The following is a 14,547-nucleotide window of genomic DNA, read 5'->3' on the forward strand; positions in this document are numbered from 1 at the left end:
ATCAGTAACACGTAAAGAACAAATCAATTATTTCATTTTTGTCTGAATCCGCTGCAGATGCATCGTTAAATAAACCGCTTCCGCATCATAAACTGGATTTTTCAATGTCTGCTGCATCACTTTGATCAGCTTCCACGACAAATTATAGCATACCGGATATTCCGTTTTCAATAGGTTTGCGATTTTTTCCGGTTCATCAACTTTTTCCCCGCGCACCACGCGCTCGATCGTATAACGGATATGACGGACAAGGCGCATGTAATCAATACTTTCTTTATCCAATTCGACATCGAGCTGCGTTTCGATCATTTGAATAAGCTTGGCAATCAATTCAGAATGACGGCTTAAATCACGCACATCTTTATTCGCGATTGCGCTATGAATGTGCAAAGCAATAAAACCTGTCTCCCCTTCAGGCAGGCTTACCGTAAGCTTGCTGTTTATCAGCTTTGTCACATCTGCCGCGATTTCATATTCAAACGGATAGAGCGCTTTCGTTTCCAGCAAAAACGGATTGCGGATGCCCATCCCCCGCATCATCCGATTAACGGCAAATAAAAGATGATCCGTCAGCCCGACGTGAATGTGCTCATTCAGCGTTTCGCCAACCCGCTCACGAATTAATTCGACAGCTGCAATAATGACCTTGAGCGTTTCATCGTCCAGGTGCGGCAGCAATTTTTTATATTGTTCCTGTTCATTGCGGTCAGTCAAGACGAACAGCTTTTCAACCGATTCTCGTACAATGCTGTCCCCCTGCTGGCGCCCGAAGCCGATTCCCCGTCCAATGAGCACGACCTCAACACCGTCTTCACCCGATGCGATGAGGACATTGTTGTTTAATACCTTTTTCACCAAAAATTTTTCCATGGCAGCATCTCCGTTGTTATTTGTTTTTTACAGTATACATGATGACCTGAACAAAAAACACCTTCTCGTTGCGAGAAGGTGTAATGAATCACTTTTCAAGAAAAATAAAGTATAAAACAAAGACGACAAACAATCCATACATGATTGGATGTATTTCTTTTGCACGTCCTTTAACGATCATCGTAATCGGATAAAAAATGAATCCAATTGCAATACCAGTCGCAATGCTGTAAGAAAGCGGCATAGCAATAACCGTTAGGAACGCAGGCACTGCTATTTCAAATCTTGTCCATTCAATTTTCCCTAAGGCTGACACCATTAGAGCTCCAACAATAATCAATGCCGGTGCAGTTACCGGCGCTGTGATCACCTGAAGAAGAGGGAAAAAGAAAAGCGATAATAAGAAAAATCCACCTGTCACGACAGCAGCAAGACCGGAACGGGCTCCTGCGGCCACACCAGCGGAAGATTCGATATAGGAAGTCGTAGTGGATGTACCAAGAACGGCACCTACTACTGTCCCGCATGAATCGGCAAGCAAAGCTTTTCCTGCACGCGGCAATTTATCATTTTTCATTAATCCCGCCTGATTTGCAACAGCTAGCAGCGTGCCGGCTGTGTCAAAGAAATCAGCGAATAAAAATGTCAAGACAACGACAAGCATTTGAAGTGTAAATACTTCCGCCGGAGATTGAAAAATATTCTCCACCGCCACACCGAAAGTCGGCGCCAAACTTGGCACAGCATCAACGATATGCGTTGGGGGACTAATCAATCCAACAATCATTCCAACAACTGATGTGATGACCATACCATAAAAAATTCCGCCATTAATGCCTTTTGCCATCATAATGACCGTAATGAAAATACCAAACACAGCCAACAGCGTGTTTCCTGACGATAAATCACCCAGTTCTACGAGGACGGCGTCATTGTTGACAATAATTCCCGCATTTTGAAATCCTACAAACGTGATAAACAAACCGATACCGGCTCCAACAGCATATTTTAATTCAGCAGGAATCGCGTTAATAATTTTTTCCCGAAGTCCGGAAGCTGTCAGGATAATAAAGATCAAACCAGAAAATAAAACACCCGTTAATGCCGTTTCCCATGGAATGCCGTACGTTAAAACAACCGTGTAAGCGAAAAATGCGTTTAATCCCATTCCCGGTGCCAACGCAATCGGGTATTTCGCAAAAATCCCCATTATAATGGAACCAAGTGCAGCCGCAAGTGCAGTTGCCGTAAACACAGCCCCATAATCCATCCGCATAGTGTCCGGCAAATCCGGCACCGACTGCAGCGACAATGTAATCGGATTAACGATCAAAATGTACGCCATTGATAAAAAGGTCGTTAAGCCACCAATAAACTCACGGCGATATGTCGTCCCCAATTCTTCCAATTGGAAAAATTTCTTCATAATTATGTTGTTCTCCTTCCGATCTTATATACGAACGAAAAAATGCCCGGAACAATCTCTGCTCCGGGCACGACTAAGAAAAGAATACAGAAAGAGAGCATTCTCTTTCCATCCATTCGTAGTCGGGCCATTTACGGCAGCCCGGTAGAAACTGTCAAGCCATATTCTCGACGATATACGATGCAATGTGAAAAATAATGTAGTTCTCTTTCATTTTACTCATATAGTAATTGTTCGTCAATAGAAACACGAACAAAATTATTATTATTTGAATATTCGTTCGTCTTTTTTATTCCCATTCAATCGTTGCAGGCGGTTTACTCGTAATATCATACACAACGCGGTTCACGTGTGCCACTTCATTGACAATGCGGGTTGAGATTACTTCCAGGACATCCCAAGGAATACGGGCCCAGTCAGATGTCATGCCGTCGATGGACGTTACCGCACGAATACCGATTGTATAATCATACGTCCGCGCATCTCCCATTACCCCGACGCTCCGAATATCAGGAAGAACCGTAAAGTACTGCCAAATTTCACGCTCAAGTCCATGGTTGCGCACTTCTTCACGCAAAATCGCATCTGATTCACGAACAATTTCCAATTTCTCTTCCGTAATTTCACCGAGAACACGAATACCAAGACCTGGACCCGGGAACGGCTGGCGCCACACAATATGATCCGGAATACCGAGCTCTGAACCGAGCGCGCGTACTTCATCTTTAAATAATGTATTAAGCGGTTCAATCAGCTTGAACTGCATGTCTTCCGGCAGTCCGCCAACGTTATGATGCGATTTGATCGTTTGCGCTGTTGCTGTTCCGCTTTCGATAATATCCGTATAAAGCGTTCCTTGTGCCAGGAACTCAATGCCTTCAAGCTTTGATGCTTCATCATCAAATACGTAAATAAACTCGTTGCCGATGATTTTGCGTTTTTGCTCCGGATCGGAAACGCCCGCAAGCTTTTCCATGAAACGGTCTTTCGCGTCCACTTTAATGATGTTAATGTTAAATCCGTTCGCAAACGTATCCATAACCTGATCCGCTTCTCCTTTACGAAGAAGACCGTGGTCAACGAAAATACATGTTAATTGGTCGCCGATCGCTTTATGAATAAGAACCGCCACAACAGATGAATCAACGCCGCCTGACATCGCGCAAAGCACTTTTTTATCGCCGACTGTTTGACGAATTTTTTCGACTTCCACTTCAATATAATTTTCCATAGACCAGTCGCCTGTGCACTCGCAGATGCCAAATACGAAGTTTTTCAAAATGTCGTTTCCATATACAGAGTGTTTGACTTCCGGATGGAACTGAACAGCGTATAAGTTTTGCTCTTTATTGCTCATGGATGCAATTGGGCATGATGGGCTGACTGCGTCAATTGTAAACCCTGCAGGTGCTTCTGTCACAAGATCGCTATGGCTCATCCAAACAACCTGTTCTTTCGGAAGATCCGCAAAAAGAGCGGATTCCGTCTGCACGTTAATCGCCGCTTTTCCATATTCGCGGTGAGAAGCTGATTCCACTTTTCCGCCAAAATGCTTCGTCATCAGCTGCATACCATAGCAAATCCCGAAGATTGGAACATTCAAGTCAAAAATGCGCTCGTCACAGCTAAACGCATCATCCGCGTAAACGCTGTTCGGACCGCCCGAGAAAATGATCCCTTTTGGATTGATTTCTTTAATTTCTTCTGCTGTAATGGTGTGTGGATGAAGCTCGCTGTATACACCAAATTCACGAATTCGTCTTGTAATCAACTGATTGTACTGACTGCCAAAATCAAGTACAAGAATCATTTCCTGGTTTTGCAATTCTGATTTCCCTGTCATGGTTCCACTCTCTTCCCTTCAATTCCGTATTATCGGAAACATTCATCTATTTTTGTTCGTATTCACACATTTTGACCTCATTTTATATGGTTCAAGTGGCACGGTCAAGGCGTTGTTGCGTTTATTGAAAATTCAGACTCAAAAAAGCTTTCCGGTCAAGGCCGGAAAGCGTTATTTTTTCCAAAAATCATCAAATATAGTAATAGGCAGGTGGCGTTTATGCGCTGATTTTTTAAACAGCTCTTCAATTCGTTCTGCCGCCGCTTCCGGAACTTCTTTTCCTTCGAGATAATCATCAATCTGTTCGTATGTGACACCGAGCGCCACTTCATCCGGCAGCTGCGGACGATCTTCTTCCAGATCGGCAGTAGGCACTTTTTTGTATAAATGCGCCGGTGCATCCAACGCTTTCAGCATTTCACGCCCCTGCCGTTTATTCAAACGGAACAAAGGCACAACATCCGCACCTCCGTCACCGTATTTCGTGTAAAAACCGGTAACCGCTTCCGCCGCATGATCGGTCCCGATAACGACGGCATTTTTCATCCCCGCAATGCTGTACTGCACTTTCATTCGTTCACGCGCTTTTTCATTTCCTTTGGCAAAATCCGTTAAGTCGATGCCGATCGCCTTAAGCGCCGCTTCACTCGCCTGAACCGCTTCTTTAATGTTCACCGCATAGCGTACATCCGGCTGAATGAAATTAAGCGCATCCTGGCAATCATCTTCATCTTTTTGAACGCCATATGGAAGGCGCACCGCATAAAATGCATACTCCCCGCCTGTTTCTTCCCGGAGCTCTTCAACAGCCATTTGTGCCAGCTTTCCTGCAAGCGTTGAGTCCTGACCGCCGGAAATACCCAGTACATATCCTTTTAAAAAGGAATGGTGACGCAAATAGTCTTTCAGAAAATCAATGCTCCGGCGAATCTCTTCCTGCGGATCAATCCGAGGTTTCACTTGCAGTTCTTCAATAATTACTTTTTGCATCTCGCGCATCATGTAAGAGGGCCCCTTCCATCTAGTAACCTTTTGGTTTTATCATACCACTTTTAGACGAAATTCAACCATCAAAAAAAGCGTGGTATCTCCTCTTGAGAACCCGCCTATTTCTATAACATCATGCCGCCGGTTTTACATTATTCTTTATTTTCTAAACCGTTTCTTTTCAAAAATCTTCACGTTAGATAATTCATTGTCGCTGAAGAAAACTTTGTTCGTTTGCTGCCCGGTTAATTTCTCCAGCCTTTCGACTGCCCGTTCAAAATCTTCATCAGATAATTGCTTAGATGACCATAAAGAACACAGCATGGCAAAAGCAATAGGCATTGTATCCACTTTCACCACAACGTTCACATCGACATCAGAGTTTCCACTCTCTCCAATAGATAATTTATTTGCCAGTTTATCCCGCGAAGAAAGTCTGTCGAAATTTGAGAACGACGACTGTTTAGAAGCCATTGTATCCCCTCCTTTCAATTAAATTAAAAAATGGGATATCAGGATATCCCATTTTTTCCTTGCGCAGCTGCTCTTTCTGAAAACTATCTGCGTCTGTTGTTGCTTTCTTGTTCCTGATCTTGTTCTTGGTCAGCGTCTGCATCTGAACGGACACGAGTATTGGAGTCTGAATCAACATCTACATCGACTCTGGAATTCCCGCTATTCACAATCCGCGCGATATTTGTGTTACGGTCTACGTTTCTTACATCATTGTCGTTATCCACATCAACATCACTTCTTACATCCAGGTCGTTCTCAAAATCAACATCCGCATTTGAACGGGAATTAGACCGGCCTCTGCTAACCGATTGGTTATTGTTTCTTCTAATTGATTTTCTTCTCATTTCGGATATATATACCCTCCTCTCTTTTTTCATGCTAACCTGCAAAGTTCACATCCTGCTTCTTTGATGGAATGTTTCTCAAGCTTAATTCCTGATCTGCATCTGCACGGGAACGAACCCGTGCTGTTGAATCAGAATCGACATTTATAGTAAGTCTAGTGTTCCCGCTATTAACGAGCCTTGCAATATTCGTATTGCGGTCTACGTTAGTCACGTCATTCTCATTGTCGGTATCGACGTCGCTTCTGAAATCGACATCACTCTCAAAGTCAACATCTGCATTTGAGCGAGAATTCGCTTGAGCGCGGCTGACTTGTTTCTCGTTTCCTTCTGCATCAAAGTTTCTCCACCCGCTTCTCATCTTTTTTCCTCCTTCCTTTACAAATAAGATATTCATAAATGCAGGACACGAACTTTATAAAAATCCTACTGTCCCGAACAAAATTTTCAGTTTAAAAGAACGAAAAACCATTCCTTTACATTTGATATATTCCATCATCGCATAATACCTCTGTGGTACACTTGTGGGCTGTTCTCTGCCTTCCCCTTGTTCAGCAGGATTTAAAAACCCTCTTACCGTTTCCCCGCCGAATCATAGAGCGTTTAATTTTTCATCACTGCGGCAAGCTATAGATGCAGCAAGCATGAACAGGAGGCTATATAGATGAATTTGAAGGATAAAATGACGTTTCACGTTACAGGCATAACGGAAGACATGAAAACAACTGTAAAAGCAAAGCAGCATGAAATTATTATCGATGAACCGCCTGTTTTGGGCGGAAAGGATGGAGGACCGGATCCTCTTTCTTACCTTTTGGCTTCTTTGGCAGGATGTGAAAATATCATCGCCAATATGGTGGCACAGGAAATGAATTTCGACCTGCAGTCCATGAACATTGATGTAAAAGGCCGGCTTGATCCGCGGGGAATGCGGGGCGAAGCAGGGGCACAAGTCTTTTTTGAAAAAGTCTGGTTTAAAGCAAGTGTCGTAACAAGTGAGCCGCCGGAACGGATCGCAGAACTGAAAGAAAAAACAGATGCCCGCTGCCCCGTTATGACCATGATGAAAGCGGCCGGCATCGAATTAGAAACGGAATGGGTTAAAGGGTAACTATTTACAAAAGCAATCCCATTCATTAAACATCGTCCTGACTTTTAAGTATGATTAAAAGTCAGGATGTTTCGCTTTCACTTTATAAAGATAAGTGATCCTCACTCCCATTGTAAGCCTGCACATGTTTAAGGCAATGGCTGAATATGTTTAAAGTGAAGCTTATTTATCCTTTCAAGGGGGAGCGAATGATGGCGGATCTGTTTGTGAAGCAGTCTTTAGACGAGATTCGGTTCTGGTCAAGAATCATGAAAGAGCATGCTTTATTTTTAAGCCTGGGGTTTACTCATGAAGACAAAAGTCTTATTGAGGAAGCACAACAGTTTATTGGCGTTTTTGAAAAAATTGAACAGCAGCTGAGCACGTATACCGTTCACACTGATCCCCAACTCCTGAAACAGTTTAACAGCCAGGTATATCAAGCGGCCACATCTATTTGGGCATATAAACGGAAAGTACTGGGGTTAATTTTACGATGTAAAATAAGAACCAATAACTTTGCCTTATTAGTGGATCATATAAGCCGCGAAGCAGCTTATTTTGCCAACCGATTAAAAGAACTGAATGAGGGGAAATTAAAACCTTTACCGGAGGCCATTATTAAGGAAAATGTCTTTTTCCTTAAAATTATGGCGGATCATGCCAAATTTATCGGTCATCTTCTTGATCCTTCCGAAAGAAAATTAGTGGAACAGGCACGTGAGTTCAGTTATGATTTTGACCAATTGCTTTACCAGACCATTGATTTGGATTCCATGAGGCCGCATTCTGAAACAAGGCCCATCTTAAACCAGTTCCTTGATGAGAATCGGGTTTCCGTGGTTTCTTTGCGGAATTTCAAGAAAACGGCAAAAGATTTAATAGAAGAATGCAAAATTAAAAGCAACATTCATCCCCTGCTGGCCGATCATGTTTTCAGAGAAGCCGAACGATTCTTGCATATCATTGATATGTTTGAAGCCAGCTTGAAAAAAGCAAAATAACTCCCCCCTGTGTCTTTAACGGGTGAAAGGCCGGATTCATGGACAATCCGGCCAAAAGAGCAGGGTAACCGGCCCAAAATCAGAAAATCCGGCTATCGAAATGAAAAAGGGGTTGTCTCCATGAGCTTTGGCCGGGCTTCCGCTACACGGGCGTGATGTCCGTGCAGCTCCATTCGTTCATTTCTTTTTATAACGCTGATCTTTCAGTTTCTTCTTTTACATAGCGCAATATCGGCTGTCTGGCTGCCTGTACTTCATCCAGCCGGCCAATGATCGTCGTGTGAGGCGCTTCCAATACCATATCCGGGTTTTCTTCCACTTCTTTTGCAATTTGAATCATAACCTCCGCAAAAGCATCGATTGTTTCTTTCGATTCGGTTTCGGTCGGTTCAATCATTAAACATTCCTCCACATTTAAAGGGAAATAAATGGTTGGAGGATGGTAACCGAAATCCAGGAGACGTTTGGCGATATCGAGTGTCCGTACACCTAATTTTTTCTGTCTGGATCCGGACAAAACAAACTCATGTTTGCACACTTGCGAATAAGACGATTCGAAATAAGGCTCCAGCTTTTTACGAAGATAATTCGCGTGCAGGACCGCGCTTTCCGAGACCTTGCGTAATCCGGCCGGTCCCATCGTCCGAATGTACGTGTAGGCACGGACAAGAATGCCGAAATTTCCGTAGTATCCTTTTACACGTCCAATGGACAAAGGCTCATCTATATTCAAGACAAATTGATCTTCTTTTTTCTCAATGCGCGGCACCGGCAAAAACGGAATCAATTTCTTGTTCACTCCGACGGGTCCGGCACCTGGTCCCCCGCCGCCATGAGGAGTTGTAAAGGTTTTGTGTAAATTTAAATGAACAATATCAAAGCCCATTTTTCCAGGTGTGGTTTTTCCCAAAATGGCATTGGCATTAGCTCCGTCATAATACAGCAAGCCACCCGATTCATGAACCACTCCGGCAATTTCAACAATGTCTTTTTCAAACAGACCGAGAGTGTTCGGATTGGTCAGCATTAAGGCCGCCGTATCATTATCCATATGTTTTTTCAATTCTTCCACATCCACAAGTCCGTCTGAATTGGATGAAATGGTTACCGTTCTGAATCCGGCAACCGCCGCGCTCGCCGGATTGGTGCCATGCGCAGAGTCTGGAACAAGCACTTTTGTTCTTTTTTCCCCTTTATGTTCATGATACGCTTTCACCATCATTAATCCGGTCCATTCACCTTGTGCACCAGCGGAAGGCTGAAGCGTCACTGCGTCCATTCCGGTAATCTCAGCTAAATCCTCTTGCAACTCATATAAAAGTGCGAGTGCACCCTGAACCGTTTCTGCCGGCTGATAAGGATGAATGCGGCTAAAGCCTTCAAACCGCGCCACATCTTCGTTTACTTTTGGGTTGTACTTCATCGTGCAGGAACCAAGTGGATAAAAGCCGTTGTCAATGCCATGGTTTTTATTGGATAAAGCGGTATAATGACGGACAAGCTGAAGCTCTGATACTTCTGGAAGCTCAGTTGCCTCTTCACGTATTAAATGAGAAGGCACTTTATCTTGTAAATCGACTGGATCGACATCCCTTTTTGGAAGGCTTGATCCGGTACGCCCTGGCCGGCTGATTTCAAAAATAAGATCATTATAATCAATCATTGATAATCTCCTCCATCACCGCGATAAATTGATCGATCTCTTCTTTTGTCCGCTGCTCTGTTACCGCAATAAGCATATGTTGATTCATTCCGTAATCCATTCCAAGATCGAATCCCCCGATCATTCCCTGCTCGAGTAACGCTTTGTTCATTTCATGCACCGGCCGGGGAAGTTCTACAACAAACTCGTTGAAAAAAGGCGCCCCATTGGTGACGATAAAACCCTTTTTCTCAAGAGATTTTGCCATGTAATCGGCTTTTTCAATATTTAATTGGGCCATTTCACAAATGCCGTTTTTCCCAAGCGCGGTCATACAGACAGCAGAAGCCAGTGCATTTAACGCCTGATTCGAACAAATATTGGATGCCGCTTTTTCGCGGCGTATATGCTGTTCACGTGCCTGCAATGTTAAAACAAATCCTCGTTTTCCCGCATCATCGACTGTCTGGCCGACAATACGGCCGGGCACTTTGCGCATAAATTTTTTTGTGACAGCAAAGTAGCCGCAGTGCGGTCCGCCAAATGACATCGGAATGCCCAGCGGCTGCATATCCCCCACAACAATGTCCGCTCCAAGTTTCCCCGGCGGCTGCAAGACGGCCAGTGAGAGCGGATTGCTGCTGACAATAAACAGGGCTCCTTGTTCCTTTGTGATTCGGTTTAATTCCGCCAAATCCTCAATAGACCCGAAGAAATTCGGGTACTGCACAATGACAGCGGCTGTGTCCTGATCAATTTGCCGTTGAAGCTGCTGCACATCCGTGATACTTTCATTAAGACCGATTTCTTCCACCCCATACCCCGGACCGTTGGCAGCCGTCCGCAAGATCGCGCGCGATTCAGGATGCACCGCTTTTGACACGATCACTTTTGAGCGTTTTGTTGCGGAAACAGAGAGCGAAGCAGCTTCTGCCAAAGCGGTGAAGCCGTCATACATGGACGAGTTCGCAACGTCCATTCCGGTCAATTCACAGACCATCGTTTGAAATTCAAATATCGCCTGTAATTCCCCTTGGCTGATTTCCGGCTGATATGGTGTATACGCCGTATAAAATTCAGCGCGTGAAATCATATGATTCACGACACTTGGAATGTAGTGATCATACGTACCCGCACCAAGAAAAACAGGAAGCTGACTGGCATTTTTGTTTTGACTGGAAAGCTTCTGCATGTGTTTAATAAGAAGGGATTCCGGCAGCGCCTCCGGAATATTTAATTCCTTATTAAGCCGAATTTCCGGCGGAAGGTCCTCAAACAGCTCTTCAACGGATGAAAGATTTAAAAAATCAAGCATTTCTTTCTGATCTTCTGTTGTATCAGGCAGGTATCTGTATGTAGACGTCATTTTTATCCGCTCCTTCATTCAAAAATTGCGTATCTGTTTCATTATTCTTTTGGATAAAAAGGCGTTTTGACAACGACCGCAGCCATCATTTTGTGACGAATTTCCACTTTCAGTTTTGTGCCGATCCCAGCCTGTTCCGCTGCAATTAAGCCGAGCCCTAATGGTTTTTTTAAAGACGGCGAATGAGTGCCGGATGTGATCATTCCAATTTTTTCGCCCGCTTCCGAAAAGATGTGATAGCCTGTACGCGGAATGCCTTTTCCAATGATTTCGATGCCGGCGATCTTTCTTTTAACACCTTCTTCTTTTTGTTTTTTCAATACTTCCTGACCAATAAAAGGCGTATCTTTATTCGTTTTGACCGCAAAGCCGATCCCCGCTTCCAATGGGCTGATATCGGATGTAAGTTCCTGGCCGTACAAAGGCAGCCGTGATTCAAGCCGAAGAGTATCCCGGGCACCGAGGCCGCAAAGCACTAAACCATCCGGCTCTCCCGCTTTTATCACTTCTTCCCATAGTGCCGCAGCCTGATCGGAAGCAAGATAAAGTTCAAATCCATCCTCCCCTGTATAACCTGTACGAGAGACCAGTATATTCGGAATGCCCGCTAAATGAACATCCTGCTCGAACTGGAAAAAGCCTATTTGCGACAAATCGGTTTCAGTCAGCTTTTGCAAAATGGCTTCCGCTTTCGGTCCTTGAACGGCCAGCTGGGCGATGCCGCTGGAGACATTTTTCACCATTACCTCCCCTTGTACGTGCTCTTTCATCCATTCATAATCTTTTTCAATATTCGCCGCATTAATGACGAGTAAAAACCTTTCATTACCCAGCTTATAAACAAGCAAATCATCCACTGTGCCCCCGTCTTCGTAACACATGGCGGTGTATTGTGCCTTGTTCACAGACAGTTTTGAAACATCATTTGTCAACAGGCCATTAATATAATCTTCCGCTTCTGTTCCTTCAACAAGGATTTCACCCATGTGTGAAACATCAAAAAGACCCGCTTTCGTCCGAACAGCTTCATGTTCATGAAGAATACCTGTAAACTGGACAGGCATTGCCCATCCGCCGAAATCAATTACTTTCGCTCCGTATTTTTGATACTCGCTATATAACGGTGTTCGTTTTAATGCCGCTTCTTCCTTCATTGATATGCACCTCCATTAATGGACCCGATAATATGAAAACAACGTTAAAATTCCATAATTATATGCCCCGCTGCCATCGTCAATGCCTGTTGAAACAACAAAAGCGCTTCCGTTCGCAAACAAAAAAGGACAGAGAAGGGTATATGATCCCTTCTCTGTCCTTTTACCTGAGAGTTTAATCCGGCCGATCATCGAATCTTCCCCTTTGGTGGCATGTATATGCTCTCTCCAGAGTTGCGTCCTATTGCGGTCCTCTATGCCTGAGAGATTTGTTTCAAGGGTATTTTTGAAACTTGCTCCTTCGGCGGCATGCTGCTTTGCGCTCTCCCGCAATTGTCATTCGCTTTTATAAAATTAATTTGATGTGTTTTATAATAACGAATTGATATCCATATTTCAACAATTTTCAGAAAAAAATAAATATTATAGGAATCTAACATCATTCATTTATTCGGCCAAAGTGGCTAAAAAAAATTTATATTCAAAATAATATTCACCGGCACTTTGATTTGACAGATCAGAAGGAATAGGATTTTAAAGCGAGTACCGGAGCGAACTGTACTTTATGCTCACCCGATCAATACACCCGGATAGGTAAAGGATAGATTTTGCCAAACGATTGTATGCATTAGTTGCAGTGAAAAAAGTGTAATACGTCAATCTAAAAACAAAAAATCATCAATCTAAATCAGATCTTAAATATTCATAAATCGGTTGTTCATCCCAAGATCCAACGATTCCAATAGGTTTTACACCAAGCGCCGCAGCCGTATAATTCGCCCTTTGAAATAACATGATGATTCTTTCAGGGGTGCCATTAATCGTTGTTTCTCCTCAAGTCCCTTCTTTAAATTAACCAGAATGTGAAAAGACAAAAACTATATATGATTCATCTATCTAATCTTATTTTCGCAAGAAACATGCCAAAGAAAAATCCTGAGAATAGTGTGTAATTCTAAGTTGGTATTGAGAAGGTTTTCTTAATATAAGACACTTCAATTAAAATAAACATTTAAAAAATTATGAATTATCAGTTAAAATAAAGGGGTACGTAGGAATTTGTAGAAATATGTAGGAATATGCAGAATGTAGAGGTAGGATGTTGCATTTTGGTACACTGTTTAACATTTATACAAAGGGGGATGAAAATGGATTCTATTCATATTGGTTTTTTATTTTCTTTAACCGGGACGACTTCCTTGACAGAAACCGGACAATATCGAGCTGCGCTATATGCTCTGGAGCAATATCAAAAGAATCATCGTGATTCAGGCTTTACGTTCACCTATACACTTAAGGATATTTGCTCGAATCCAGTAGAATGCTACAGGCACGCACGCGATCTGGCCCGCTCAGGAGTGAAAATTTTTGTAGGATGCTACACTTCAGTATGCCGTAAAGCTGTTTTACCGGTACTTGAAGAATATGATGCCCTTTTAGTGTATCCAGCCTTGTATGAAGGTCAGGAAATTCATCCGAATGTTTTTTATATCGGGGAGGTCCCGAATCAGCAGATCGTTTCTCTTCTCAAGTTTATCGTACAGCAATACGGAAGGAGGGTTTATTTAATTGGCAATGACTATATTTATCCCCGGTATACGAATCAACAAATTCGGGAAATTCTCTACAAATTGAACAGTGAAGTCATCGGTGAACAATATGTTCCATTGGGTCATACCCAGCTTATTCCTAATTTACAAGACATCCAGTTGGCTTCCCCCTCTGTTATATTATCAACACTCGTTGGAGAAAGTGTACAGCATTTTTATCAATCCTACTATGAACTGGGAATGAATCCGAAAAAAACACCGATTTTTAGTCCTATTACAACGGAGCTCGAAATACAATCGATGGGGGCAAAATTTGCAGCAGGTCACTATAGCTGCTCTAGTTATTTTCAATCATTAGATATTCCTGAGAATCTGGAATTTGTTCAAGAGATGAAGAAGTGGTACGGCGCGGATACGGTTATTTCTTCAACAATGGTCTATACTTATTCCGGCATTCAGATGATTTTGGACGCTTTCGTTCATCTTCAATCAACCGACAGAAAGAAGATTTTACACTATATCTTACAAGGGAAATAAGAATTGGACAAGCAAATTTAGATGGACAATTTAACATCGTATGGAGTTCGGAGCAGCCGATTCCCGCTAAACCTCTATTGAACAATACAATTTTTGATTCTATAGACGGGGAATTAATTTGGAAATCCCTTGTTGAAGTGATAGGTGAGGAAGCAGCTGAAGGGGTAGTAGTTCTTAACAATAGTTGGACTATTTTAGGTTCTTACGCAATTCTGGTG

At 43.0% G+C, this 14,547-nt stretch carries 13 protein-coding genes and 3 riboswitches; of the genes, 3 read left to right on the forward strand and 10 right to left on the reverse strand.

The features are described from left to right. Nucleotides 1-27 precede the first annotated feature (27 nt). The 7 genes from glcT to BTO30_RS06965 form a co-directional block, all read right to left on the reverse strand. Nucleotides 28-870, reverse strand: coding sequence for a glucose PTS transporter transcription antiterminator GlcT (gene glcT, locus BTO30_RS06935; RefSeq protein WP_075397997.1), 843 nt, complete (start codon nt 868-870; stop codon nt 28-30). A gap of 88 nt (nt 871-958) precedes the next feature. Next, nucleotides 959-2,296: an NCS2 family permease gene (locus BTO30_RS06940; protein WP_075397998.1), complete on the reverse strand. Its 1,338-nt coding sequence runs from the start codon at nt 2,294-2,296 to the stop codon at nt 959-961. Nucleotides 2,297-2,395: 99 nt separating this feature from the next. Then, nucleotides 2,396-2,497, reverse strand: a riboswitch (purine riboswitch). Between the two features lie 88 nt (nt 2,498-2,585). Continuing rightward, complete coding sequence (gene guaA, locus BTO30_RS06945; protein WP_075397999.1) at nt 2,586-4,139, reverse strand: glutamine-hydrolyzing GMP synthase; 1,554 nt, start codon at nt 4,137-4,139, stop codon at nt 2,586-2,588. 171 nt (nt 4,140-4,310) lie between these two features. After that, nucleotides 4,311-5,138, reverse strand: coding sequence for an ammonia-dependent NAD(+) synthetase (nadE, locus tag BTO30_RS06950; RefSeq protein WP_075398011.1), 828 nt, complete (start codon nt 5,136-5,138; stop codon nt 4,311-4,313). Between the two features lie 147 nt (nt 5,139-5,285). Further along, complete coding sequence (locus tag BTO30_RS06955; RefSeq protein ID WP_075398000.1) at nt 5,286-5,600, reverse strand: hypothetical protein; 315 nt, start codon at nt 5,598-5,600, stop codon at nt 5,286-5,288. An 83-nt stretch (nt 5,601-5,683) separates the two neighbouring features. Continuing rightward, the gene (locus BTO30_RS06960) at nt 5,684-5,986 is read right to left on the reverse strand and encodes a hypothetical protein (protein WP_143331923.1); all 303 of its coding nucleotides are present in this window, start codon (nt 5,984-5,986) and stop codon (nt 5,684-5,686) included. A gap of 34 nt (nt 5,987-6,020) precedes the next feature. Further along, nucleotides 6,021-6,347, reverse strand: coding sequence for a hypothetical protein (locus BTO30_RS06965; protein WP_075398002.1), 327 nt, complete (start codon nt 6,345-6,347; stop codon nt 6,021-6,023). A gap of 303 nt (nt 6,348-6,650) precedes the next feature. Here BTO30_RS06965 and BTO30_RS06970 point away from each other — a divergent pair, with 303 nt between their 5' ends. Both BTO30_RS06970 and BTO30_RS06975 read left to right on the forward strand, forming a co-directional pair. Next, nucleotides 6,651-7,097 carry an OsmC family protein gene (locus BTO30_RS06970; protein ID WP_342743385.1) on the forward strand — a complete coding sequence of 149 codons (447 nt, stop codon included), beginning with the start codon at nt 6,651-6,653 and terminating at the stop codon, nt 7,095-7,097. A gap of 191 nt (nt 7,098-7,288) precedes the next feature. After that, entirely contained in the window at nt 7,289-8,080 is a 792-nt protein-coding gene (locus BTO30_RS06975) for a DUF2935 domain-containing protein (RefSeq protein WP_075398003.1), read from the forward strand. Between the two features lie 187 nt (nt 8,081-8,267). Here BTO30_RS06975 and gcvPB read toward each other — a convergent pair whose 3' ends face one another. Genes gcvPB through gcvT form a run of 3 tightly spaced genes read right to left on the reverse strand, consistent with a single transcriptional unit; the run spans nt 8,268 to nt 12,242 of the window. After that, entirely contained in the window at nt 8,268-9,743 is a 1,476-nt protein-coding gene (gene gcvPB / locus BTO30_RS06980) for an aminomethyl-transferring glycine dehydrogenase subunit GcvPB (RefSeq protein ID WP_075398004.1), read from the reverse strand. After that, a complete protein-coding gene (gene gcvPA, locus BTO30_RS06985) occupies nt 9,736-11,088 on the reverse strand; it encodes an aminomethyl-transferring glycine dehydrogenase subunit GcvPA (RefSeq protein ID WP_075398005.1) in 1,353 nt (450 codons plus the stop codon). The genes gcvPB and gcvPA overlap by 8 nt, the downstream gene beginning before the upstream one ends. A gap of 41 nt (nt 11,089-11,129) precedes the next feature. Next, the gene (gene gcvT, locus BTO30_RS06990) at nt 11,130-12,242 is read right to left on the reverse strand and encodes a glycine cleavage system aminomethyltransferase GcvT (protein WP_075398006.1); all 1,113 of its coding nucleotides are present in this window, start codon (nt 12,240-12,242) and stop codon (nt 11,130-11,132) included. 153 nt (nt 12,243-12,395) lie between these two features. Next, nucleotides 12,396-12,476: riboswitch (glycine riboswitch) on the reverse strand. A gap of 3 nt (nt 12,477-12,479) precedes the next feature. Then, a riboswitch (glycine riboswitch) is annotated at nt 12,480-12,582 on the reverse strand. A gap of 808 nt (nt 12,583-13,390) precedes the next feature. On the opposite strand from gcvT, the gene BTO30_RS06995 reads away from it, so the two are divergent. After that, a complete protein-coding gene (locus tag BTO30_RS06995; protein ID WP_075398007.1) occupies nt 13,391-14,329 on the forward strand; it encodes a transporter substrate-binding protein in 939 nt (312 codons plus the stop codon). Nucleotides 14,330-14,547 lie beyond the last annotated feature (218 nt).

Origin of the sequence: Domibacillus antri (assembly GCF_001936625.1) — a bacterium.
In the GTDB taxonomy this organism is placed as follows: Bacteria; Bacillota; Bacilli; order Bacillales; family Domibacillaceae; genus Domibacillus; species Domibacillus antri.

Bases quoted from the DNA above. Each gene is read 5' to 3' on its own strand.
- glcT (WP_075397997.1), bottom strand. From the start codon at position 870: ATGGAAAAATTTTTGGTGAAAAAGGTATTAAACAACAATGTCCTCATC.
- BTO30_RS06940 (WP_075397998.1), bottom strand. From the start codon at position 2,296: ATGAAGAAATTTTTCCAATTGGAAGAATTGGGGACGACATATCGCCGT.
- guaA (WP_075397999.1), bottom strand. From the start codon at position 4,139: ATGACAGGGAAATCAGAATTGCAAAACCAGGAAATGATTCTTGTACTT.
- nadE (WP_075398011.1), bottom strand. From the start codon at position 5,138: ATGCGCGAGATGCAAAAAGTAATTATTGAAGAACTGCAAGTGAAACCT.
- BTO30_RS06955 (WP_075398000.1), bottom strand. From the start codon at position 5,600: ATGGCTTCTAAACAGTCGTCGTTCTCAAATTTCGACAGACTTTCTTCG.
- BTO30_RS06960 (WP_143331923.1), bottom strand. From the start codon at position 5,986: ATGAGAAGAAAATCAATTAGAAGAAACAATAACCAATCGGTTAGCAGA.
- BTO30_RS06965 (WP_075398002.1), bottom strand. From the start codon at position 6,347: ATGAGAAGCGGGTGGAGAAACTTTGATGCAGAAGGAAACGAGAAACAA.
- BTO30_RS06970 (WP_342743385.1), top strand. From the start codon at position 6,651: ATGAATTTGAAGGATAAAATGACGTTTCACGTTACAGGCATAACGGAA.
- BTO30_RS06975 (WP_075398003.1), top strand. From the start codon at position 7,289: ATGGCGGATCTGTTTGTGAAGCAGTCTTTAGACGAGATTCGGTTCTGG.
- gcvPB (WP_075398004.1), bottom strand. From the start codon at position 9,743: ATGATTGATTATAATGATCTTATTTTTGAAATCAGCCGGCCAGGGCGT.
- gcvPA (WP_075398005.1), bottom strand. From the start codon at position 11,088: ATGACGTCTACATACAGATACCTGCCTGATACAACAGAAGATCAGAAA.
- gcvT (WP_075398006.1), bottom strand. From the start codon at position 12,242: ATGAAGGAAGAAGCGGCATTAAAACGAACACCGTTATATAGCGAGTAT.
- BTO30_RS06995 (WP_075398007.1), top strand. From the start codon at position 13,391: ATGGATTCTATTCATATTGGTTTTTTATTTTCTTTAACCGGGACGACT.